The organism is Bradyrhizobium sp. RDI18 (genome assembly GCF_043203335.1).
Classification (GTDB): Bacteria; Pseudomonadota; Alphaproteobacteria; order Rhizobiales; family Xanthobacteraceae; genus Bradyrhizobium; species Bradyrhizobium retamae.
The window spans coordinates 911490-934345 of record NZ_JBICRN010000006.1 but is presented as its reverse complement, the minus strand read 5'-3'; the positions used below and the strand labels follow the sequence as shown (position 1 = coordinate 934345).

19 protein-coding genes and 1 pseudogene are annotated in these 22856 nt (G+C 58.8%); 14 read left to right on the top strand and 6 right to left on the bottom strand.

What is annotated here, in order from left to right; genetic code table 11:
- Positions 1-116: 116 nt before the first annotated feature.
- Both ACFXS9_RS05515 and ACFXS9_RS05510 read left to right on the top strand, forming a co-directional pair.
- Complete coding sequence (locus ACFXS9_RS05515; protein WP_392685874.1) at positions 117-1715, top strand: hypothetical protein; 1599 nt, start codon at positions 117-119, stop codon at positions 1713-1715.
- Between the two features lie 262 nt (positions 1716-1977).
- Positions 1978-2823, top strand: a complete 846-nt coding sequence (locus ACFXS9_RS05510; RefSeq protein ID WP_392685872.1) for an FkbM family methyltransferase — start codon at positions 1978-1980, stop codon at positions 2821-2823.
- A 144-nt stretch (positions 2824-2967) separates the two neighbouring features.
- On the opposite strand, the gene neuC is transcribed toward ACFXS9_RS05510, so the two are convergent.
- Positions 2968-5511, bottom strand: coding sequence for a UDP-N-acetylglucosamine 2-epimerase (gene neuC, locus ACFXS9_RS05505; protein ID WP_392685869.1), 2544 nt, complete (start codon positions 5509-5511; stop codon positions 2968-2970).
- Positions 5508-6254 carry an acylneuraminate cytidylyltransferase family protein gene (locus ACFXS9_RS05500; protein ID WP_392685866.1) on the bottom strand — a complete coding sequence of 249 codons (747 nt, stop codon included), beginning with the start codon at positions 6252-6254 and terminating at the stop codon, positions 5508-5510. Before ACFXS9_RS05500 ends, neuC begins: the two co-directional genes overlap by 4 nt.
- A gap of 138 nt (positions 6255-6392) precedes the next feature.
- Between ACFXS9_RS05500 and neuB the strand changes: the two genes are divergently transcribed.
- The 12 genes from neuB to ACFXS9_RS05440 all read left to right on the top strand — a co-directional run bounded on the left by neuB (position 6393) and on the right by ACFXS9_RS05440 (position 17268).
- Positions 6393-7475, top strand: coding sequence for an N-acetylneuraminate synthase (gene neuB, locus ACFXS9_RS05495; RefSeq protein ID WP_392685863.1), 1083 nt, complete (start codon positions 6393-6395; stop codon positions 7473-7475).
- Positions 7472-8113, top strand: coding sequence for an acetyltransferase (locus ACFXS9_RS05490; RefSeq protein WP_392685860.1), 642 nt, complete (start codon positions 7472-7474; stop codon positions 8111-8113). Before neuB ends, ACFXS9_RS05490 begins: the two co-directional genes overlap by 4 nt.
- Positions 8110-9150, top strand: coding sequence for a nucleotidyltransferase family protein (locus ACFXS9_RS05485; RefSeq protein WP_392685857.1), 1041 nt, complete (start codon positions 8110-8112; stop codon positions 9148-9150). Before ACFXS9_RS05490 ends, ACFXS9_RS05485 begins: the two co-directional genes overlap by 4 nt.
- Complete coding sequence (locus tag ACFXS9_RS05480; RefSeq protein WP_392685855.1) at positions 9147-9959, top strand: SDR family oxidoreductase; 813 nt, start codon at positions 9147-9149, stop codon at positions 9957-9959. Before ACFXS9_RS05485 ends, ACFXS9_RS05480 begins: the two co-directional genes overlap by 4 nt.
- 37 nt (positions 9960-9996) lie before the next feature.
- A complete protein-coding gene (locus ACFXS9_RS05475) occupies positions 9997-11169 on the top strand; it encodes an N-acetyl sugar amidotransferase (protein ID WP_392685852.1) in 1173 nt (390 codons plus the stop codon).
- A gap of 8 nt (positions 11170-11177) precedes the next feature.
- Positions 11178-12143, top strand: a complete 966-nt coding sequence (locus tag ACFXS9_RS05470; protein ID WP_392685849.1) for a polysaccharide deacetylase family protein — start codon at positions 11178-11180, stop codon at positions 12141-12143.
- A gap of 265 nt (positions 12144-12408) precedes the next feature.
- Positions 12409-12933, top strand: a complete 525-nt coding sequence (locus ACFXS9_RS05465) for a formyltransferase family protein (protein ID WP_392685847.1) — start codon at positions 12409-12411, stop codon at positions 12931-12933.
- A 168-nt stretch (positions 12934-13101) separates the two neighbouring features.
- The gene (locus ACFXS9_RS05460) at positions 13102-13761 is read left to right on the top strand and encodes a YdcF family protein (protein ID WP_392685844.1); all 660 of its coding nucleotides are present in this window, start codon (positions 13102-13104) and stop codon (positions 13759-13761) included.
- 15 nt (positions 13762-13776) lie between these two features.
- Positions 13777-14415, top strand: a complete 639-nt coding sequence (gene hisH, locus ACFXS9_RS05455) for an imidazole glycerol phosphate synthase subunit HisH (RefSeq protein ID WP_392685841.1) — start codon at positions 13777-13779, stop codon at positions 14413-14415.
- 8 nt (positions 14416-14423) lie between these two features.
- Complete coding sequence (locus ACFXS9_RS05450; protein ID WP_392685838.1) at positions 14424-15200, top strand: imidazole glycerol phosphate synthase cyclase subunit; 777 nt, start codon at positions 14424-14426, stop codon at positions 15198-15200.
- A 4-nt stretch (positions 15201-15204) separates the two neighbouring features.
- On the top strand, positions 15205-15906 hold the full coding sequence (locus ACFXS9_RS05445) for a hypothetical protein (RefSeq protein WP_392685835.1): 702 nt from the start codon (positions 15205-15207) through the stop codon (positions 15904-15906).
- A gap of 168 nt (positions 15907-16074) precedes the next feature.
- Positions 16075-17268 carry an acyltransferase family protein gene (locus tag ACFXS9_RS05440; RefSeq protein ID WP_392685832.1) on the top strand — a complete coding sequence of 398 codons (1194 nt, stop codon included), beginning with the start codon at positions 16075-16077 and terminating at the stop codon, positions 17266-17268.
- A gap of 635 nt (positions 17269-17903) precedes the next feature.
- Here ACFXS9_RS05440 and ACFXS9_RS05435 read toward each other — a convergent pair.
- The 4 genes and pseudogenes from ACFXS9_RS05435 to gmd all read right to left on the bottom strand — a co-directional run bounded on the left by ACFXS9_RS05435 (position 17904) and on the right by gmd (position 22614).
- Positions 17904-19217, bottom strand: a complete 1314-nt coding sequence (locus ACFXS9_RS05435) for an aminotransferase class III-fold pyridoxal phosphate-dependent enzyme (protein ID WP_392685831.1) — start codon at positions 19215-19217, stop codon at positions 17904-17906.
- A 92-nt stretch (positions 19218-19309) separates the two neighbouring features.
- Complete coding sequence (locus tag ACFXS9_RS05430) at positions 19310-20545, bottom strand: glycosyltransferase family 4 protein (RefSeq protein WP_392685828.1); 1236 nt, start codon at positions 20543-20545, stop codon at positions 19310-19312.
- 48 nt (positions 20546-20593) lie between these two features.
- Entirely contained in the window at positions 20594-21556 is a 963-nt protein-coding gene (locus tag ACFXS9_RS05425) for a GDP-L-fucose synthase family protein (RefSeq protein ID WP_392685826.1), read from the bottom strand.
- Positions 21537-22614 (bottom strand): annotated as a pseudogene (gene gmd / locus ACFXS9_RS05420) (GDP-mannose 4,6-dehydratase). Before gmd ends, ACFXS9_RS05425 begins: the two are co-directional and overlap by 20 nt.
- Between the last annotated feature and the right edge of the window lie 242 nt (positions 22615-22856).

Here is a 22856-nt window from a genome sequence, read left to right as displayed (position 1 = left end):
TACATCTGATATGGGATCGAGCGATCGATGTCCTGCTGTCTGGCCGCCCTCATACACCGCGGTACAACTGGTTCTTTCGCTGAAGTTTGACGTAGGAAAATGGTTGGATTGATCCAATGCGGCAATTGAACACCATAGCCCGCGGTTTTCTATCGCCGCCAGTTCTCTTGAGCACTGTTTGGGCCCTCATTTTGGTCATTATTCTAATCGGGCCTATCCACTATCCTTCATTGCCATCGATGTCGACCTTTTTGCTCATAGTCGTTGGGTTGGTGTTGTTTTCTTGTGCTCATTGCGCCGGCGCCTGGAGTTTCGCGCGCTCGTTGGGGCCTGGGCTACGCCAATCGGCGACACCGGAGGTGTTGAATCTAACTGTCGGTGCAGCGTCGATAGCGGGTCTGGTTGGAATTGCGCTGATAGCTCTTGATCGCACTGTGTTTAGTGGCATGAGCAATAGTGATCGCGCCGCCTTGCTCCGCTGCGCGCCGGCACTGGTTGACTTCATTCAAATCAAGCGGACACCCTTGCTCTATCTTGGTTATCTCAGCTTTTCTTTCGGTTTCGTGTCATTGGCTTTGTTTCTGCTAAGAGGCGAGGACATTAAGGGATGGGCTGTCTATCCTGCGCAGCTTTCGATTCTATCTCCGGTCGGCTATGCGATTTTGTACTCAGGACGAATGCCGATCCTGCTTATGCTCGCCTTGATCCTTTCTGTCGTCGTTGTCCGCTTGGCTTGGCGGCTTCCGCCGTTACCTCGCGGACACCATTTGCTGGTTAAGGTTATGGTGGTGAGTGTCCTTTTCGGGGTTTATGTGAATGCCATGTGGTCGAGCAGACAAAATTCTTGCGCTGAGATGGAAGCTGTCGTCCGAGAATTACAAACGGCAAAAGAGCAGCACTCCGACAATCGGCAGTCTCTTCCTAAGCGCGCGAAGCCAATCGAGAAAATCGAAGCGCTGCGTAAGCGATCCGACGCTGCGGATGAAGTTGAAGCAAACAATGTTAAAGAAACCCTTGTGCCGTCTAATTCGCCTCAGCTCGGAATCGATGCGGCTAGGGTGAGTAAGATGTTTGAGGACGTTAGGCCAAGGGTGGCCTCAGCGGGCGCGCCTGAGGTCGGGCCGTTTTTGAATAACATGCGGCAGTCCTGGAAAGTGGCTCCGCGCCAGTATGTGGTTTCGGCACATGAGGCTGGATATCTCTCATCCTCAGCCTTCAGAGCGCTGTTGAGCAATCACTTCTATCTCACGCATGGCGTTCGTACGCTTGGTGTGATTTGGCAGTCGAGGGCGGAATTGTCGCCGAGCTGGGGAGTTTACGAGATCGGCATTCTTTCACCCATCTCGCGGATATTCTTTCCAGCGAATCAGCTTCTTACGACGATGAACAACGAACTGATCAAGGCAGACATATACGGGTTTTTCCCAACGGTCTGGGGGGCCGCCTTGGTCGATTTTGGTGCTTGGGGGGCGGCTATCTACATTGTGTTTTGGGGCTTTTGCGGCGGGTGGGCCTATTGCGGGACGACGCGTTCCACTCTCGTTACGCCGCCATTGTTGCTGACTTTTACGATTGCCAGCATAGTACTAAGTCCCATTCAGGGGCCGCTGGGAATATCGAACTCCGCGCTCGTCCTGCTCTCAATGTTGACGATTGGCGGCATTGTCGACACATGCACGTTGCGAGACAAGCCTCGAACAGACGTTTCGACATAGTGTCAATTTCGAGCACCGATTGGTTCAGTGCGGCGAAAATCCCGCTTAACCACTCGACAGGTGTTCTTTGGGTGCGGGCGATCGTAAAGGGCAAAGGCTACATGGCTTCGCGAGATATGGGGATGACGCTGCGCCGCGCGGGATTCGGAGATCTTCTCACTTCGTCATGCGGCAACGCTTTTGACATCGTGCGGTTTCAGGGCGATGAGTGAATGTTCGTGAAGCCGCATGATATCGGCTCTGGCAATTGGAGGGCGAAGACATGGCAGAATATACCCAGAGTAAAGCGGGGCCGATGCGACAAGTGCTAAGGGGTTGCATGCGGGTTGCCAGCCGTTTTTTCCCCCGTACGCCTACCGTTCGTCAAACGAAGTTCCATGGCTTCGATCTTCTCGTTTGGGCCAATGAGTATATTGGCCGGCGCATTCTGACGGTCGGGTCGTTCGAAAAGGACGAGATGGCGAGGCTCCCTAGCTTTGTAGGACCCGGAGACACCTGCGTTGATGTCGGGGCTAATATCGGATTGCATACCCTCAGTTTGGCGCGCGCGGTTGGCGCGACTGGTCATGTTTTCTCATTCGAACCGGTGAGGAAAAACGCCCTGCTGGCACAGCTAAACTGCGAGATCAACAATCTTCATAATGTGACGATGGTTGCATCTCCGCTTTCGGATGTCAGCGGCAAGATACTTTCGGCGAATCTCCCCGATAACGACAGTTCTTTTGCGTTCTTTTCGGAAACCGGCGGGATGGGGGATGAGGGCGCAACCCGGACCTTGGATGAATTTTGCGAGTCAAGAGCAGTCGCCACTGTGCATTTCATCAAAATCGATGTTGAAGGCGCAGAAATGAAGATCCTACGTGGGGCGTCAAAGCTTCTGTCGTCACCCGGAGCTCCGCGCGTCGTGATGGTGGAGATGGTCGATAACTATCTCAGGCGATTTGGAGACAACGCAGGCGATGCGGTCGCCTTCATGGCGTCTCTTGGCTATCGGCCATTTGTCGTCAGAGACGGCCAGTTGAAGGCTGCTACCGTTGAGACAATCGATACCGAGAACGTGTACTTTCAGAAAGTCTCTGTTCCTTCCGAGGGCATGCCAGCCCGGTAGCTCGCGGCGAGTCATGGCGTCAAATCGCCTGGATACTTGACATCCGTGGGGGCGCTTGTACTCGTTTCGCTGCAAGTCTACAGTCCGAAGAAGCCACTTCTTCAGTCGCGCTGAAATGACGAACTGGCGTAGCTCGAGTCCAAATCAATCGGGTTTATCTGCGGTAGCGGCCGTCCGCCCGGCACAGTCCGTACGCTTCTTGCCGAAACGCCTGATAGCGAAAGCGCCCTCTACGATGAGCAAGATGAAACCTGCGCCCAACGATCCGATTGCCGCGCCCTGCAATCCCAGGGCCGGGATCAACATGGCGCTTAGACCGATCGCCGTCAGGGCCGAGGCAATGTTGCTCACAAGAAGTTCGCGGTCGGCATCGGCTGAATAAAGTGCGTAGGCGGGGATGTCTGCAAAACCTCTAAGAGCCGAAGCCGCGAGCAGGGCGAAAAAGATACTCAGATTCTCCGAGTAGTCGGACTTGTCTATCAGCCAGAGCAGCGGAAAGATCGCGACGATCGCCAGGGCATTGGCGGCGGTGGAACAGTAGGCCATGGTCCTTGCAAAATTGACGAGCGAGCGCCTGTGAGCGATTGCCCCTTGATTATGCGCGACAATGATAAGCGGCAAATGCTGCTGAGATACGCTGGTTATAAGCGACTGCATCCCGATCGCGAGCATGGAGAAGAAAGTGTAGATGCCGACGTCACGCCTCGGCAGGTAGGCGTCAATAAAAAAGCGGTCGCAGTAAGTGCTCGTCAGTATGCTTGCGACGATCAGCATGAATGGCGTCGAGGTTCTGAGGCCGCTCTTGATCCACTTCCAGTCCACGCCGTGCCACGGCACTTCTCTCCAGGGCAGCTTTCGAAACAACACGATGGCTATCAGGATGCCGCAAATGCCGCCGATCAGCCACGCGATGAAAACGGTTTCTACCTTCCGGGTCACCGGCATGATTGCCATCACAATGCCCACGGCATAAACCCACAGGCCGCCTCGAACGAGCAGGATCATGTTGGCCGCGAGAGGCCGCGAGAAGGCGATCAGGTTTCGGAGCGCCTCGATGGTGAGATGCTCAACGGCAAGCAGGGCGACAAACCAGCACACGGCGACAAGCTGATCTGGCCTGAACAGCACGAAGACCGCGGCGCCTGCGAGCATGACCAGATAATTGCAGAAATAGAGTGCGCCTTGATTGCGGATATGTTCAACGCGCTGCTGTGGTGTGGCGACAGCCTGTTTCCGGATCAGGAAATTGTGGAACTCGAGGCCGATCAGAACAATGCCGAATGGCAACGCCGCCGACAGCAATCCGAAATAACCGAGATCTTCCAGACTTAGCGCCCGTGCCAGTATGATCGACAACAGGAACCGGCTGGCGAGCGTTATCGCGCGCACCATGAGAATATTGACGCTCGCGTTTGTCAGCAGGCGCCGAGCCGCGCGCCCGAGAGCTGCTGTCAGTTCAGACGGCATGGTTGCTCCATCACCCGCGGCTGGTCGTGGCCATGCTCCCCCATCCCGATCCAGCCTCGGGTAGGTCCAAAAATGCTTTGGAAAGGCATTCCGCAGGTCGACCTTTCGAAGGGCTCCAGCAATCTTCTCGGACGCGCCGCCGCGGCCATAGGGCGGTTCGCTTGACATGTCCGGCTGGAACCGGCCTTCGAGGATACTCTCGATCGCTGCGAGAATCGTCGCCTGGTCGGCAGGACAATCGATGATCGATGCCGCGCGCAGCCGGCCCAGCTGACGGTCGCCGATATTGACCGAGGGAACCCCGACTGCAGGCGCCTCCAGAATGCCACTCGACGAATTGCCCACCACGGCGTCTGAAAGTCGCAACGCCGCCCAGTAGCGCTCGCTGCCGAGCGAAGCAAACAAATGCGCCCGGCCGGGCCGCTCGGCCACGAACGCCCTGACGGCATCGTCGATCACGCGGTAGCCGGGATCAGCGTTGACGCCGGTGAAGATGAAACTGCGATCCTCGATCTGGGCTAGCGCGCCCAGCAGCGCGGCGACAGTGGCGGCGTCGGCATATGGCCGCGCGGTGGTCGGATGCAGCGTGACGAGCAGGAATCGTTCCGGGCCACTGATGCCGAGTTCACTAACCAAGGCGGCTCGGCTGATCGTTGGCGCGGTGGTTGCCAAATCGAGGCCCGGCGCACCGACATTAAAGACAAAATCCGGATTCTCGCCCATCTGGATGACACGCCGCCGATACGGCTCGGCGGCGGCAAAATGCACGCAGGCCATCTTGGTGATGGCATGGCGTATGGCGTCATCGAACGCGCCGGCCGTGATCTCGCCGCCATGAATATGGGCGATCGGAATATTCAACAGCGTTGCCGCCACCGCCGCCGACAGGATTTCGTAGCGATCGCCGAGCACCACCAGCAGATCAGGCGCCAGGCTCGGCAGCGCTTCGGCAAATCCGGCCACACCGATCCCGGTGCCGCGCGCCACAGTTTCCGCGCGATCATCGCTCAGTTCGAGGTCGATCTTGGCCGCGATCTTAAAACCGTCAGCCTCGATGATGCGCCAGGTCTCGCCGAATTTCGGCAGCAGATGCATGCCGCAGGCGATGACCTGCAGGTCGACGTCATCCATCTTCTGCAACCGCGTCAGAACGCCTTTCAGCAATCCGTAATCCGCCCGCGATCCGGTCACCACGGCGATGCGTCGGCGCGCGGTCGTCATGGCTGTTTTCGCCACGGCGAGGCGTCGAGCATTCCGTGCTCGATGACGTAGGAGGCGTAGGCGAGGTCGGCCGCGGTTTCGATTTCGAGCGAGTGCAGGCGATCCATCAGGATGCCGTAGCTCGCGGCCGGGTCGGAATAGATCTTGCCGTGCTTGCGCATGGCGTCCCACCCGATCAGATAGAGCGCGCCATTCATGGTCACCTCTAACGGCTGGTCCTGCCGCCGCTGCGCGGTCGTAGCGAGCATCTTGTCGACGATGGTGCCGATCGAACCATCTTTGCCGAGCGGGCCGACGAAGATCGACGACACCTCGGTCTCGCGAATTCCGACTACGAGGCTGGCGTTGCGCGCCACGAACAGATCGATCGCCTCGTCGAAATGCTCGGGGCGGGCGAACGGAGATGATGGTTCCAGCAGCATGATGGCGTCGTAGCGCCGCCGCTCATTTGCCTCGATCCAATCCATGGCGTGGAGCACTACGTCGTTGGAAGACGCAGTATCGGTTGCAAGCTCCGCCGGCCGCTCAAATAGCATCTCGGCGCCATGCCTGACAGCTTCGCTTCGGATCTCGGGGCTATCGCTGGAGACGATCAGCCGCGAGCAATGGCGCGACCGCAGCGCGGATCTGGCCTTGTAGCCGATCAGGCTAAGCCCGCCGATGTCGCGTAAGTTCTTTCCCGGCAATCCCTTTGATCCGCCGCGTCCCACCAGCAGGAACAATATCTCCGGTTTGTCAGTCATTTGCTCTCGGTAAATCCCGCCCGCAAGGAAATTCGGCACCGTCCGCTTGCGTTGCTTTTACCAGTGTACTCGACTAAGACAACCGCTTGATTTAGGGGGCGATTTCGATTGTCCGCACCGGTCAGCGACGAAAAGCGCATGCAACGCCGAACCATGATCATTGCCGAGGCCGGCGTTAACCACAACGGCAATTGTGCCAGGGCGCTGGCGTTGGTCGAGGCGGCGGCGCGTGCCGGCGCCGACGTCGTCAAATTTCAGTCGTTTCGGGCTGACAAGCTCGCCACCGCCGAAGCCGCCAAGGCGAGCTATCAGCAGGCTACGACTGGCACCCAGCACTCCCAGCTCGAGATGCTGCGCGCGCTCGAACTGCGCGAAGACGACGAGCAGCGCATTGCGGCAGCCTGCGCCAAAGCCAGCATCACCTATATGTCGACGGCGTTCGACGCCGACAGCGCGACGCATCTGGTCGAGCGCATCGGTGTCTCTACCTTGAAGGTCGGCTCGGGGGATCTGACCAATGCACCGTTGCTGCTGCATCTCGCACGCTTTCGGTTGCCGATCATCCTGTCCACGGGCATGGCGACGTTGGCCGAAGTCGAGCAGGCCCTTGGCGTGATCGCGTTCGGCTATCTGCGTGAGCCAACCGCGCAGCCGATGGCGGCGGATTTCGCCAACATCCTGCTCGATCGCGAAACCTGGACGGAATTGCGCAGCAAGCTGACGCTGCTGCATTGTACGACGGAGTATCCGGCCGATCCGCAGTCGATTAATCTGCGCGCGATGGCGACGCTCTCCAATGCGTTCGGGCTTCCCGTCGGTTTCTCCGACCACAGTCGCGGCATCCATGTCGCGGCCGCGGCGGTGGCGCTCGGCGCGACCGTGATCGAAAAGCACCTGACCCTTGATCGCAACCTGCCGGGCCCCGACCACCGCGCCTCGATCGAGCCGGATGAACTGGCCGCGATGATCGCCAATATCCGCGAAGTCGAAGCATCGCTGGGCGACGGGCGCAAAATTCCGGCGCCGGAAGAGATCGCGAATCGATCGGTGGCGCGGCGAAGCCTTGTCGCAACCAGCGCGATCCGCAGCGGCGAGCTTTTCACGGAACGGAATCTCGGCGTGAAACGTCCGGGCGACGGCATCCCGCCGACCGAATACTGGAGTTATCTGGGCAAGAAGGCCGATCGCGATTACGCGGCCAATGAGGCGCTGGAGCCATGAGCCTGATTGTGCTCTGTGCTGGCGGTCATGCCCGCGTTGTCATCGAGGCGTTGCTCAGCCGAGGTACGCGTCCGAGCGCCGTGACCGACCGCGATTCCGCCCGCGTCGGCACGATGTGTGGGGGAATTCCGATCACAGGCCCGGACGAAGACATACTGAAGATGAAACCGGACCAGGTTGAACTCGCCAACGGCCTCGGCAATCGCGCATCGCGATCGAGTTCCGGGTTGTCGGCACGGCGCGAATTGTTCGACCGCTTCGCTGCGCTAGGATACAAATTCCCGGTGATAACCCATGCGGCCACTGTGGTTGCCTCCGATGCTTCCCTTGGCGAGGGCGCTCAGGTGATGGCGGGCGTGATCATTCAGCCAGCTGCACGAATCGGACGAAATGTGCTGGTGAACACCCGCGCGGTGGTGGAACATGATTGCCAAGTCGGGGACCACTGCCATATCGCGCCGGGCGCGGTGCTGTGCGGGGGCGTGCTGGTAGGCGAGGGCGCCCATGTCGGCGCGGGCGCAGTGGTATTGAGCGGGGTTAGCCTCGGCGCCGGTGCGGTCGTCGCTGCCGGCGCGGTGATAACGAAGAACGTTGAGGCCGGCGCGTTTGTGGCGGCGACCGGGAATAGGACGTCATGAACGGAGCATTCATTGTCAGTGAAGATACGCCCCTGATCGAGACGCTGCGGCGCATCGATCAGGGCAATCTGCAACTGGCGATCGTCGAGCGCGACGGCAGGATCATCGGCACCGTGACCGACGGCGACGTGCGGCGCGCGCTGCTCGGCGGCATCGGCCTCGATGCATCGGTTGGGCTGGTCATGAACCGGACGCCAATTACTGCGCCGGCCGGGATCACCAATCCAGCCGCGCTCAATCTGATGCGCCGTCACTCGATCCATCAATTGCCGATTGTAGACGCGGCCGGAAAAGTCATCGAGGTCAAGCTGATCGACGATCTCGCGCTGGCCCAGCAAAGCGATCATTGGGTGGTGCTGATGGCAGGCGGGCTCGGTTCGCGGCTGAAACCGCTCACCGATGAATTGCCAAAACCGCTGATCAAGGTCGGCGACAAGCCGATTCTCGAAACCGTACTCGGTGGCTTCGCGAAAGCCGGCTTCGGCAAGTTCTTCATCTCGGTCAACTACAAATCAGAGATGATCCGCGACTACTTTGGCGACGGCTCGGCCTGGGGCGTCGATATCAGCTACCTCCAGGAGAGCGAACGTCTTGGCACCGCCGGCGCGCTCTCATTGTTGCCGGAGCGGCCGAAGCAGCCGTTCTTCGTCATGAACGGCGATCTCCTGACCACCGTCAATTTCGAGCAGATGCTGAAATACCACCGCGAGCATCAGGCGTTCTCGACTGTCTGCGTGCGCGAGCATTCCGTCACCGTGCCGTTCGGGGTGATCGACTTCGACGATCACCGGCTGCTCGGCATCCGCGAAAAACCGACCCAGAAATTCTTCGTCAATGCAGGCGTCTATCTGCTGGACCCCGGCGTGCTCGACCATATCGCCGGGAACGAAGTGGTCGACATGCCGACCTTGATCGAGCGGACCATAGCCGGCGGCAAGCGATCCGTGGTGTTTCCGCTGCGGGAATACTGGATCGACGTCGGCCGTCTCGACGACCTGCAGCGCGCGTCGGACGAATTCCAGAGGATTTTCGGGTGAGCGCCGACCGCACCTTGCGCGAATTGATGTCACTCGACGGGCGCGTCGCGCTGGTCACGGGCGGCGCCGGCCATATCGGCAGGGCGATCGGCCATGCGCTGGCCGAACTGGGGGCCAATGTCGCCGTCGTTGACCTTTCACCATCCGGTGCCGAGGCGGCAGCGAGCGAACTTGGTCAACGTTGGCCAGCCACAGCCGCCAGCTTCGCCTGCGACCTCGAGCGGTCCGACGAGGTGCGCGATCTGCCCCGCCTGGTTCGCGAGCGATTCGGGCGGATCGATGTTATCGTCAATTGCGCGGCCTTTGTGGGAACCAGCGGCCTGGAGGGCTGGGCGGTTCCTTTCGAACAGCAGTCAGAGAAGACCTGGAGGAGGGCGCTCGAGGTCAATCTGACCGCCCCGTTCGTCCTGGTTCAGGCCGCCGCGGCCGATCTGAGGGCTTCCGGGCACGGCAGCGTCATCAATATTTCCTCGATTTATGGGCTCTCCGGGCCCGATTGGCGGCTCTATGAGGGCACCAGCCTCGGCAACCCCGCCGCCTATGCTGCCAGCAAGGGCGGGCTGATCCAGGCCACCCGCTGGCTCTCCACGACCCTGGCGCCGCACGTCCGGGTCAATGCGATCGCACCGGGAGGCGTGTTCCGGGACACCTCGGAGCCGTTTTTGAGCCGCTACACCGCCCGTACGCCGCTGGGGCGGATGGGGCGCGAGGAAGACTTCAAGGGGGCCGTGGCCTATTTGGCGACCGATTTATCTGCATACGTGACCGGCCAGTGCCTGGCGGTCGACGGTGGATGGACCGTGTGGTAATGCCACGGCAAATCATGAAACTGCGAGAGTTCTCGAAATGTTGAGCTGTAGCAAGTGCCTGCTGCCGGAAACGGCCGAAGCGACATCGTTCGATGAGACCGGATCCTGCAGCGTCTGCGCGCAGATCGAAGTCCGCGACACCCAGATCAACTGGGATGAGCGCCACACCCAGATGATGGAACTCGTCGCACAATACCGCGACAAGGGACTTTACGACTGCATCGTCCCGTATTCTGGCGGCAAGGATAGTGTTTTCCAGCTCTGGTATGTGGTGAAAAAACTGGGGTTGAAGCCGCTGGTGGTGCGCTTCGACCACTGGTTCTACCGTCCGCTGGTCGAGGAGAACAACACCAGCGTGTTCAAGCAGCTTGGCGTCGACGTGCTGAACTTCACGCCGAACTGGCATGTGGTCCGCGAACTGATGCTCGAGTCGCTCAAGCGCCGAGGCGATTTCTGCTGGCATTGCCACACTGGCATCTACGCCCACACCATGCAGATCGCGATCCGCTACGAGACGCCGTTGCTGATCTGGGGCGAGAGTCTTGCCGAATACCAGTCGTTCTATTCCTACGACGAAATGGAAGAAGTCGACGAAAAGCGCTTCAACCGCGTGATGAATCTCGGCATCACCGCCGACGACATGTATGAATTTTTGGGCGGCCGTGTCGCCAAGCGCGACCTGTATCCGTTCGCATATCCAGCACGAAAGGAACTGATGCGGATCAAGTGCCGCTCGATCTGCCTCGGCAGCTACATCAAATGGGACACCAAAAAGCACGTCGAGACCATCAAGCGCGAACTCGGCTGGAAGGGCCAGGAAGTCGAGGGTATTCCGCCCGAGTACGACTACGAGAAGATCGAGTGCTTCTTTCAGGGTGTCCGCGACTACCTAAAATACATCAAGCGCGGGATGGGGCGGACCAATCATCTGGTCAACATAGACATCCGTAACGGCCGGATCTCGCGGGAAGAGGGTTTGAAACTCGTAAGGGAATACGATGGCAAGCGCCCGCCGAGCCTCGATCTTTTTCTCGAATACCTCGAGCTTACAGAGGAACAATTCCTTGAAGTTGCCATGCGCCATCAGGTGGATCCCTGGCAATTTATGCCCAACAAGATCGAGCCGGGCCGGGTGATGCCGGATATGGAAAGATGGGATCGCACGAAGGTTGAATGGCCCGGTCGTCCGAGTAGCATCGAAATCGGATAAAGCCGCTATTGGCGCCGCAGGGAGCACTTTGCTTGATTGAAGAATCGCCAAGAGTGGCGCCCGCTTTGATGTTTCACCATTTCTGTGGTGCACATCACCCTCGCGGGCAGGGGGCAATCACTGCGGACGAACTGGCCCGGCTGATCGAATGGATCGGGCCGCCAAACATCCTGCCGGCCGGCGATTGGCTGCGCGGTTTCCGGCGCGGCTCGCTTTTGCCGAGCCAGATCTGCCTTACCTTCGATGACAATCTGAAGTGCCAGTACGACATCGCCCTACCGGTGCTGGAACATTACGGGCTGACGGGTTTCTGGTTCGTCTACACCTGCTACTCGACCGAAAAGCTGTTGCCTCGGTTGGAGGTTTACCGGCATTTCCGGACCGTTCAATTTTCCGACGTCGAGGCTTTCTACGAAGAATTTTTCGGCTTGTCGGCGCAGTTGTATGGCGATGAAGTCACAATCTGGCTGGAGCAGTTCGATCGGTCGCGTTTTCCCATGTATCCTTCCTTCTACAGTCTCAACGATTGTAGATTCCGGCAAAGCCGCGATTCGCTCCTCGGCCAGGAGCGATATTTCGGGATAATGGACCAGATGCTGGCGAAATATGGCTTCGATGCCGGCGATATCGCGCAGGCCGTGCTGATGAGCGATGCCGAGATTTCCGACCTGCATCGCCGCGGCCACGTGCTGGGCCTTCATTCACATACCCATCCGACGGATCTTTCCAAACTGCCGGAAGACCGTCAGGTGTGGGAATACGAGCGGAATTTTGCTTCCCTACAGGCGATCATCGGAGAGAAACCGACTACAATGTCCCATCCGTGCAATTCATACGATGCCTCCATCTTGCGCCTGCTAGGTCGTCTCGGGATTGAGCTTGGCTTTCGAGCGGATGTCGCACACACAGCCTATTCGCGACTTGAGGTGCCGCGCCGAGACCATAGCGGCGTCATGCGGGAGGTGCTGCAGTGAAAGTCACGGTCTTCACCAGCAACCAGCCACGCCATTTTCGGTTGATCGAAAAGCTCGCAAGCGTCGCAGATCACGTCTACGCCATTCAGGAGTGTACCACGCTGTTTCCGGGGAAGAAGAAGGACTATTACGTCGCTTCGCCGGTCATGGAGGAGTATTTTTCGTACGTGCGCGGCGCCGAGACGAAGGCGTTCGGTGATGTTGCCTTTCCCCCAAGAATTGTACCTCGCTCGCGCTCTTTCTGGGCGATATCAACGACATCGATATGCAGGCATTGGCGCCGGCGTTGGAGTCGGACTACTATGTCGTGTTCGGTGCGAGTTTCTTGAAGGGCCGGTTGGTGGATTTCCTGATCGAGAAGCGGGCCATCAACATCCATATGGGGGCGTCGCCGTACTACCGGGGCAATTCATGTAATTTCTGGGCAATCCATGATGGTCATGCCGATTACGTCAGCGGAACGATTCACATGATCACAAAGGGATTGGACAGCGGTCCGATCCTGCTTCATGCATTACCTCGTCCTCAGGCCGTCGATCCATTCCTGCTCGGAATGATTTCGGTCGATGTGGCGCAAAACTCGGTGGTCCATCACATCAAGAATGGAACATTGTACGATCTGCAGCCGGTCCCGCAGGACCGGTCGCTCGAACTGCGTTACACGAAAAACGTCGAGTTTACCGATGATGTTGCGGCGCGATACTTGGGTGTGCGACCATCACCGGAAGCCATAAGGGGCATTCTTGAGAAGAGAGATCTTTCAAAATTCATCAATCCGTTTGTGATGTGAGAGTAGCGCAAAGGCCCAGGTATGTTTTCTGTACTGTCGAAGATTTCTCGACTAGCGCTGGAGCCAGCTACCGTGTTGGTCTTGTGTTGCACTGTCGGAGTTGTCCTGCTGTATTGCAATCTCTGCAGTCTCGGCATGCTTTTCGGGACAATTGGAGTTCTGGGGCTTATGGGGATCGGGTTCGGGCCCCTTACCAGTGTGGCGGTATGGATACTGGAAAACCGCTTTCCTCAAGTTCGCGAAATTTCCGGCGACGTTGACGGGATCGTGGTTCTCGGCGGCGGTGAACGATTAGTGAGGGGGCAAATCGTCGTAGGATCGGCAGTTCGCCTGGTGACTGCTGCAGATTTGGCGCGAAAGTTTCCGAACGCGAAGGTCATTTTTTCCGGCGGTGTACCTAACATCTTTGGAGCTCTCGGCATGCGGGAGGCGCCGGTCGCAAGCTACCTGTTCGGGCTATTGGGTGTCGATGAGAAGCGCATTTGGATAGAGGATCGTGCCAAAAATACTCGTGAGAGCGCGATGTTCATTGCGGAGAAATTTCCGTTTCCGAAATCGGAGCGCTGGCTCTTGATCACCTCTGCGGTTCATGTGCCCAGAGCCGTTGGTGCGTTCCGGATGTTTGGAGTAAACTTTGTTCCTTATCCGGTGGACTACAGCCTCGCGGCCGAATTCAAACTGTTCGATCTTCGGCGAGGAATGGCGGGATGGTTCGTCCTGGCGGAGGGGGCGGCGCGCGAATGGTTTGGGCTGGTTGCTTACCGATTGGCTGGATACACATTTGAACTGCTGCCAAGTCCCGACGCCATTCGGCGGTCGACACTCTAGCTAGTGGGTGGGTGGATGTCAGACGTTGCGATCGTCGACTACGGCATCAACAATGTGCGATCGGTCCGCAATGCCGTCGAGTACTGCGGCTACAATCCGATTGTGACCCACGCCGCTGACGCGATCGCCGATGCCTCGCATGTGATCCTGCCCGGCGTCGGCGCCTTCGGCGACGCCATGCTCAACATCCGCGCCCGCGGCATTGACGAGTTGCTTGAACGTCACGTCCGTGAGAAGGGCAAGCCGTTCCTCGCCGTATGCCTCGGCATGCAATTGCTGGCGCAGTCCTCGGAAGAGCATGCCGATGACGGCGTCCTGCATCGCGGGCTCGGCTGGTTCGGCGCCGATGTCGTGCGCCTGATGCCGAACGATCCCGCGCTGAAGATCCCGCATATGGGCTGGAACATGGTGGCCAGGGAGCGCGACCATCCGATCCTAGCCGGTATCCGCGAGAGCAATCTCGCGTTCTACTTCGTGCACTCCTTCGCCATGCGGTGCAATAACTCGGGGGACATCGTAGGCCTTGCGCAATATGGCCAGTCCGTGACCGCGATCATCGCGAAAGACAATATAGTTGCGACCCAGTTCCACCCCGAGAAGAGCCAGGACAGCGGCATCGAGCTGATGAGCAATTTTCTTCGCTGGAAGCCGTAAGGCGCGCGATGCTGAAAAAGAGACTGATCCCAAAATTCCTGCTGCGCGACGGCAGGCTAGTGAAATACGTCAGGTTCTTCGAGAACGAGCGTGTCGCCGGCAATCCGGTGACGACCGCAAAAGTCTATAACGACTACGGAGTCGACGAATTGATCGTGCTCGATATCGTGCCGAGCAAAGCCTCGCGCGGCCGCGTCGTCGATATCATCGAGCGGATGTCGGAAGAGATATTCATGCCGTTCACGGTGGGCGGCGGCGTCAAGACGCTTGAAGACGTCAACATGCTGCTGCGCGCCGGCGCCGACAAGGTTTCGGTCAATTCGGAAGCGGTGCGGCGCCCCGAATTCGTCCATGACGCGGCGCGGGTTTTCGGCGACCAATGCATCACGGTGTCGATCGACTATAAGAAGATCAGCCCCAACCATGCCAGCGTGTTCATCGATGGCGGCCGCGAGCATGCAGCGCTCGATCCGGTCGAATGGGCGCTGCGTTGCGAGGACCTGCATTGCGGCGAGGTTCTGCTCGGATCGATCGACCGGGACGGCACCATGTCTGGCTATGATCTCGACGTGATCCACAAGGCGGCCAATGCGCTGAGCGTGCCCTTGATCGTGTCGGGCGGTTGCGGTTCACTGCAGCATGCGATAGAGGCGCTGGAGGCGGGCGCGTCCGCGGTGGCGATCTCGTCGATGTTCTTGTTTACCGACCACAGCCCGATCAAGCTGCGCAGCCACCTGGCATCGCGCGGCCTCGACGTCCGCACCAGTGCCAGCAGCAGGAATTGACATCGTGCACCTTTCGCTCAAGCAGGCTGACCTTGCGCAGTATGTGCGAAAGCAGTTCGAAAACACGTTTCCGGACGGGACCGGCCTCGGCGATCTGCCCATGCTCGTCGAACTGGCGCTCGGCCGGGTCGAGCACTGCTTTTCACGCGTGCGGCTGAAGGGATTCTTCGCCGACGGGCAGGCGCGCTTTTCGCACTGGCATTGTGACCAATACGCGATCTTCCTGTATTACCTCGCCAACACCGCGTTCCGCGAGAAAGCCGGCCACCCCATCGCCGACAAGGCCTATGCTCTGAACAAGGCCCTGCACGCGGTCGATGCGTTTTATGAAGTGCAATTGCCCGACGTGTTCGCGTTTCAGCACCCCGTCGGCACCGTGCTTGGCCGCGCCAGCTATTCGGACTACTTCATCTGCTATCACAACTGCACCGTCGGCGCGAACCTCGACAACGATTACCCCTCGTTCGGCCGCGGCATCGTGATGTACGGCGGCAGCCGCGTGATCGGAAAGACCTCGGTCGGCGACAACACCTTTGTCTCGACTGGCGCGATCGTCATCGATGGTGGCACGCTGAGCCCGAACAGCATCCTGCACGGCATGTATCCAAAGGCCGGGAGGTCGCAGACGGAGCGGAATGTGGTGCGCGATATTTTTGGGGTTCCCGGATTCGACGACAGTTCCATAGGGTATCACTCACGGCTATGAAGGCCGAGAAGGTATTGTAGGATCCGTCGACCACGCCGGTGAGGGGATAAGGGTTGCTCCTGGCCGAGAACGTGCGCTCGAGAATGGGGCATGTTGAGGCGACGAATGCCATGCTGTTGCTCGCTTAGGGTTGCCGGGATAAGAATCGCCGGCGAATAAGGGGGGCACATGGGAACCGTTACAATCAAAAGACCAACTTCTGATTTGATGGACGCGTTGCGCGGGATCAGCGCCTTGGTGGTTGCCGTCGTTCACGCATTCCAGATTTTCATCATTCCGTATTGCGGATTCTGGACGTACCCGCATCTCCTCACCAGCCTTTTGGCGACTTACGCGATAGTCGCGTTTTTCATCGTCAGCGGCTTCATGATCTGCATAAGCGTCCTGCGGCACAGAACATACGGCGGGTTCAACAGCATCGGTTTTGCCAAGGCTAGAATTCTTCGGATTTACCCGCCGCTGATCGCAGCCATTCTCATTACGATCGCCGTCTACTTGATCATTTCAGGCTTTGGTCTTCACGGCGCAGTGTCCTATCGCCTTGGTGGCGAACTGGATGTTGTGAGGGAGAATGCGAAACTGGAATGGTCCGCGATCCCGACCACATTCTTGCTGTGGTACGGCGTTGTGCCTTGCCTACCCTTTGCGCCATGTCTACCGGGGGAGTTCATGCCGGGACCGCTGATTATGGATGGTCCGCTTTGGACGCTGAGTTATGAATGGTGGTTATATATTCTTGCGTTTCTGACGGCCCGACTATGGAACGGCTGGCGCGCTGCAATTCCGCTGGCGCTTGTCATACTTATGCTGATCTACGGACGGAACTTGTTGTTCTACCGATTTGGCGCCATCTGGTTTAGCGGCTTCGTGTTAGGACTTTTCTACGTTTACGGTTCTCTGTTCTCGGCAAAGGCGGGGCGTTGGATTCTGTATGCGATGGCCGCGCTTTTGGTCTTCGCTGTTGTCGTTATTGTCGGCGGCTCAACCCAAGGACGTATGTTGTTGGACGTGCTTGGTAGAGGTCAAAATCTCATGGTGATTACTGGGCTGGTTCTTACGCTTTACACCGGACTGATGATTAGACGCTTTGAGGTAACCAACATTTGCTTACCGAAACTCCTGACTGGAACCGCCGCCTTCTCCTACACGATTTACGTCATCCACTATCCATTGCTGATGTTAAGCTACAGCTTCTTGCATCCCCTTATCCACGGAAAATCCTGGGTGGTTGCCGCACTCGCTGCCTTCGGAGCAACTGTCCTGATTACCTTTCTCGCCGAAAGGCTTTCGAGGATCGTTGAGAATCGCTCGCTCCTATCGCGCGGTTTTGATGATGCAGTCCGTAGGGCGGGAATAGCGTAGCGTATTCCGCCGCATTGCGACGGCGGATAACGCCTTAGCTCCAATCCGCCCTACGGTTCAATCGAAATTGGAGCGCCGTCATTGCGAGCGGAGCGAAGCATCCATGTCACCTAATGTAGGAAGAATGGATTGCTTCGTCGCTTGCCCCTCGCAACGCGCCTGACCCAAGGCACCCTCATATTTTCCGCGCCGTGCCGGCCCGAGAGGGGCCCTGCTGGCCATCGTCACGAACGTTGGACCGGGATACGGGGGCGCGGCAGCGTCGGACCCGGACAGGAATCGCAGGGCGGTTTTGGCGGGTGAGCGATCGACAGGCACGCAGACGACGGGATTGATGCTGACGGTGAAATCGCGTGGTCCTGCTATCTGTTGCTGACGGACGGAGGTTAAGTCGGCCCAACCGGGTGCGACAGGCCTTTAATCCGCCGATGACGGTGATAGGAAATCGCCGGAGAGAGCACGACATAAGCCGTTAATGGTTTCGTACGCAGTCGGCCGCGAGTTCACGAACTCATTGCGACCGAAGCTGAATTTGTAGGATAGGCAAAGCGCAACGGGTCCACCATTGTAACGGTATCATGCATGGGCACGACGCAAGTCCGCTTTTGCCCTACGCTTGCGAACACCCCGTCCCCTCAGGTCAGCCGCTTGAATCCCGAATGCGCCACCGGGCCGCGCAGCAATTGCCGGACCGCCTTCTGATCGATCGCGTTCCGCAGGTCGCGGAACACGGCGTTCACCGCTTCGAGGTAACGGTCGACATGGGCGTCCGTGTGGGCCCACATCGCATAGAAGGAGCCCGTCGCGAAAATGCCGCGGTCCAGCATCATCTGCGTGAACAGCGTGCGTGCTTCCTGCGCTTCGGGCAAGTCGATCGCGAAATGTCCCAGCGGCGATATGCCGGAAACAAGAATGGGGAGATCGGCTGCACGCGCGGCCTCGGCCCAGCCGTCCTGCACGCGTGTACCGATCCGCATCAGATGTTTGGGGACGTTCTGCTCACGATGCTTGCGCAGCGTCGCCAGCGCAGCGGCCGGGCCGACGCGCTCGGTCCAGGCGGTGGAACTCACGAAGGTTTCCTGCGCAGCATCCATGGCGGACGCCCGGCCGACGATCGCGGCCATGGGAAATCCGTTGGCGATTGCCTTCGCGAACACAGCCATATCGGGATCAACGCCATAGGCGAGATGGGCGCCGCCGGAGTTGATGCGGAATCCGGATGTCACCTCGTCAAATATCAGCACCGCGCCGCAACGGTCCGCAAGCTTTCGAATCCCTTTTAAGAATTCCGGCGTAGGCTCGGTGCTGCGCACCGGCTCCATTACAATGGCGGCTAGCCCTTTGCCATTTGCCGCGACGATGGCTTCGATCTCTTCAAGCTTGTTAAAGTGGAACGGGTGCATCAGCCCGGCCAGCCCGCGCGGCACGCCCTTGGTATCAAGGCCGGGCAGCAGATGACCGTCGAGCGCGCTGGTCTCGCCGAGATTGGCGCTGAGATACCAATCGTGCCAGCCATGATATCCGCAGAACGCCACCAGATCGCGGCCGGTTGCGGCGCGCGCGATCCGGATCGCGATCGCCATGGCTTCGCCGCCGGCTCGTCCAAAGCGCACCATGTCGGCCCACGGATGAAGCTCGATCAATAGTTCCGCAAGCTCGACGTCTTCTGCACAATTCAGCGTCGACATCGAACCCATGTCGACCGCGGCCTTTACCTCAGCATTCACATCTGGATCGGCAAAGCCAAGGATGGTGGCGCCAATCCCGCAGTAGCTCATGTCAAGATAGGTCCTGTCGTCGAGATCGACGACCTCGGCGCCCTTGGCGGATTTGAAATAGGTCGGCCACTGTTCCGGCAGAAACATTTCCGGACGCTTGGACAGTAGCTGCGTGCCGCCAGGCATGACTTTACGCGCGCGTCGGTAAAGCTGCTGACCTGTGCCCACCATCCAATTCTCCTGCCTAGAGTCCCGTTGGGAGATACCCTATAGCTTCGCGTCCGGCAAGGTGTCAGGTCCGCGCGCTGGTCACGAGCAAAGCGTCAAACTGACGGAGACCGCGCAGACGCGATGGCCCCCTTCTTCAATGCGCTTACGACTTCGCGGTAGCGCACGAGCGCCGCTTCCTCGCTATATTTCTGAGCCACAACTGCCGCCCGGAGTCCCTTCTGGTTCGTGGCCCTACGATCCGTCGCTGCTTCCCTGATAGTCTGCGCAAGTTGCTGCGGATCCTCCGGCGGCACGACCCAACCTATTGCTTCCTCGCTGAGCTCGATCGCAGCTTCGGAATGCGATTCCGCTGCGACGATGACCGGTCGGCCGACCGCCAGCAGATTGTAGAGACGGCTCGGGATGGATACCCCAGCGACATTTCGACGATACGGGATCACCCATACGTCTGCTGCAGACAGGAACTCGATTAGTTCCTCATGGGGCACAGGATTCAGCATGGTAACATTGTCGAGCCTTTCGCGCGCAACGAGGTCGTTTAATTCCTTCCAGCCCACTCCCCATCCGGAAAGGATGAAGTGAATGTCTTGTTCCGAACGCAATAGTTTGGCGGCCTCAAACACCGTTGCCGGCGAGTGGGTGAAGCCAAGGTTTCCAGATAGCCCAACGATGAATTTTGAGCTCAGCCGCATACGAAAGCGGTTGCAGGGATCAATCTCGCGGTAACCAATCGGAAGCAGCACCCAGTTGGGAATGAGGTGGATTTTTCCCGGTGCGACCCCCGGATATCTGGCGAGCAGGGGAGGCACGTCACGTCCGATCACGACAATGGCATCCAAGTGTCGAAACAGATGCGTGTTCGCGAAGCGCAATAGACGCGCCGCAATTGAAGTGGATTTGACAAAACCGGCTGCCTCCAGCGCCTCAGGATACAGGTCGTAAATAAGCAACATAGTCGTTGCCCGGCGTAGTTTCGCCGCCAGGACTACCGCATAGGGGAGAGTGAACGGTGTCGTAACGCAGAAGACAATATCTTTTGATCGGGTTCGTTTGACGATCGAAAAGAACATTCGAACGGCGAGTACACAAACGGCGATCCCACGCTTGATCAGGGCGGATTTTTTAGGATTCCAGCTTCTAACTTCGATAGCGGCCGGATTCTTCGCAGCGTTCGCGCCGCATGAACTCGAATTTGGGGTCGCGGAGATAACAGTTACTTTGTTTTCTGCTGCAAGACCTTCAGCGATTTTTCCCAGGTAAACTGCCGTCGTGCTCGCGTCAGGCGGATAGAATTGGGTCGCAATGATCAACTTTGTGGACGCGTCCATGGCCTCTGCAGGTGCTTGTCGTTACGACTATTTGCTGCGCTCTGTCTCCTAGACCCTCGTGGATTGAACGGCCTTCTCCTCAAGATAGGCGTGGTACGCCAGAACGATGCCCTCGTCTAGCGCGGTCCCTGCGCGCCAGCCGAGTTTTGCGAGCCGGCTGACGTCGAGCAGCTTGCGCGGCGTGCCGTCCGGCCGCGAGGCATCAAAACTGATCTCGCTAGTATAGCCGACGCTCGCCGCGACCACGCGGGCGAATTCGGCGATCGTGATGTCCTCGCCGGTGCCGATGTTGACCAGTTCAGTGCCTGAATAAGTCTTCATCAAGTGGATGCAGGCATCGGCAAGATCGTCGACATAGAGGAATTCGCGCCGCGGCATGCCCGTGCCCCAGACCACGACGTTCTTTGCGCCGGAAACCTTCGCCTCGTGGAAGCGGCGGATCAGGGCGGCGACGACGTGGCTGTATTCGGGATGATAATTGTCGCCGGGTCCATAAAGATTGGTCGGCATCACATTGATGAAGTCGGCGCCATACTGGCTGCGATAGGCCTCCACCATCTTGATCCCGGCGATCTTGGCAATCGCATAGGGCTCGTTGGTCGGCTCCAACGGTCCGGTCAGCATCGAGTCTTCGCGCAATGGCTGCGGCGCCAGCCTCGGATAGATGCAGGATGAACCGAGGAACATCAATTTCTCGCTGCCGTAGACTTGCGCGGCGTGAATGACGTTCGAAGCGATCGCCAGATTGTCGTAGAGGAACTCGGCGCGCAGCGTGTCGTTGGCTATGATGCCACCGACCTTGGCCGCCGCGAGAAACACCACCTGCGGGCGGCGCGCGCCAAACCATTGGTTGACCGCGGCCTGATCGCGCAGATCGACTTCGCTGCGGGTCGCGGTCAGCAGTTCAACGTCTTCTCCTGTCAGCCTGCGCACCAGCGCAGAGCCGACCATGCCGCGGTGCCCGGCGACGTAGACTGTCTTGCCTTTCAGCTCAAACGGAACGCTTGCCATTGGCGGCCTCCAGCCTCGCCTCTTCGAGATCGCTCGCGACCATCTCCTTGACCAGCTGGCTAAAGGGCGTCTTGGGCTTCCAGCCCAGCTTCTCGCGCGCCTTGCTGGCGTCGCCGATGAGAAGATCGACTTCGGCCGGCCGGAAATAGATGGGATCGATGCGGATAACGGTCTTGCCGGACTTTCTGTCGACCCCCATTTCATCGACACCCCTGCCGCGCCATTCGATGCTGTGGCCGATTTCGGCAAACGCCAGTTCGACGAACTCGCGGACCGACCGGGTCTCGCCGGTCGCCAGCACGAAATCGTCAGGCGCGTCCGCCTGCAGGATCCTGTGCATGCCCTCGACATAGTCTCGCGCATGGCCCCAGTCGCGCTTGGCCTCAAGGTTGCCCAGATAGAGCGTGTCTTCCAGACCTACTTCGATGCGGGCGACCGCGCGCGTGATCTTGCGGGTCACAAACGTCTCGCCGCGGATCGGGCTCTCGTGATTGAACAGGATGCCGTTCGAGGCATACAGGCCGTAGGCCTCGCGGTAATTGACCGTGATCCAGTAGCCGTAGAGCTTTGCCACGCCATAGGGCGAGCGCGGATAGAACGGCGTGGTTTCCTTCTGCGGCACTTCCTGGGCGAGACCGTACAGTTCGGAAGTCGAGGCCTGGTAGAACCGCGTCTCCTTCTCCATGCCAAGAATCCGGATCGCCTCCAGCAGCCTCAGCACGCCGAGCGCGTCGGCGTTCGCGGTATATTCCGGGCTCTCGAAGCTCACCGCAACGTGACTTTGGGCAGCGAGATTGTAGATCTCGGTCGGCCGGATCTGCTGCATCAGGCGGATCAGATTGGTCGAGATCCGTCATGTCTCCATAATGCATGAGGAACGGCACGTTACCGACGTGCGGATCCTGGTAGAGGTGATCAACCCGCGCGGTGTTGAACGAGGACGATCGCCGCTTGATGCCGTGGACCGTGTAGCCAAGGCCGAGCAGGTATTCGGCAAGATAGGCGCCGTCCTGCCCGGTGACGCCTGTGATCAGCGCAACAGGCCGTTTCCGTGTCATAGCTTCAACCTATACAGAAGGTTCTGGAAGATCTCGTACGAGACGCGTGAGGCGAGTCGTTGGTAGGCACGCAAAAACCTAAGCTCGCCCGCAGAGTTACGGCGTGGAATTTGACTCCATACTCGCTGTAAGTATGCAGTTCAAGAGGATCGTAGAGCGTACCAGAAGACATTTGGTCAGATTTGCTTGGTCAACGAGCATTTGTGCGGCTACACGGTTCATGGTGCAGGGCGCTCGGTTGC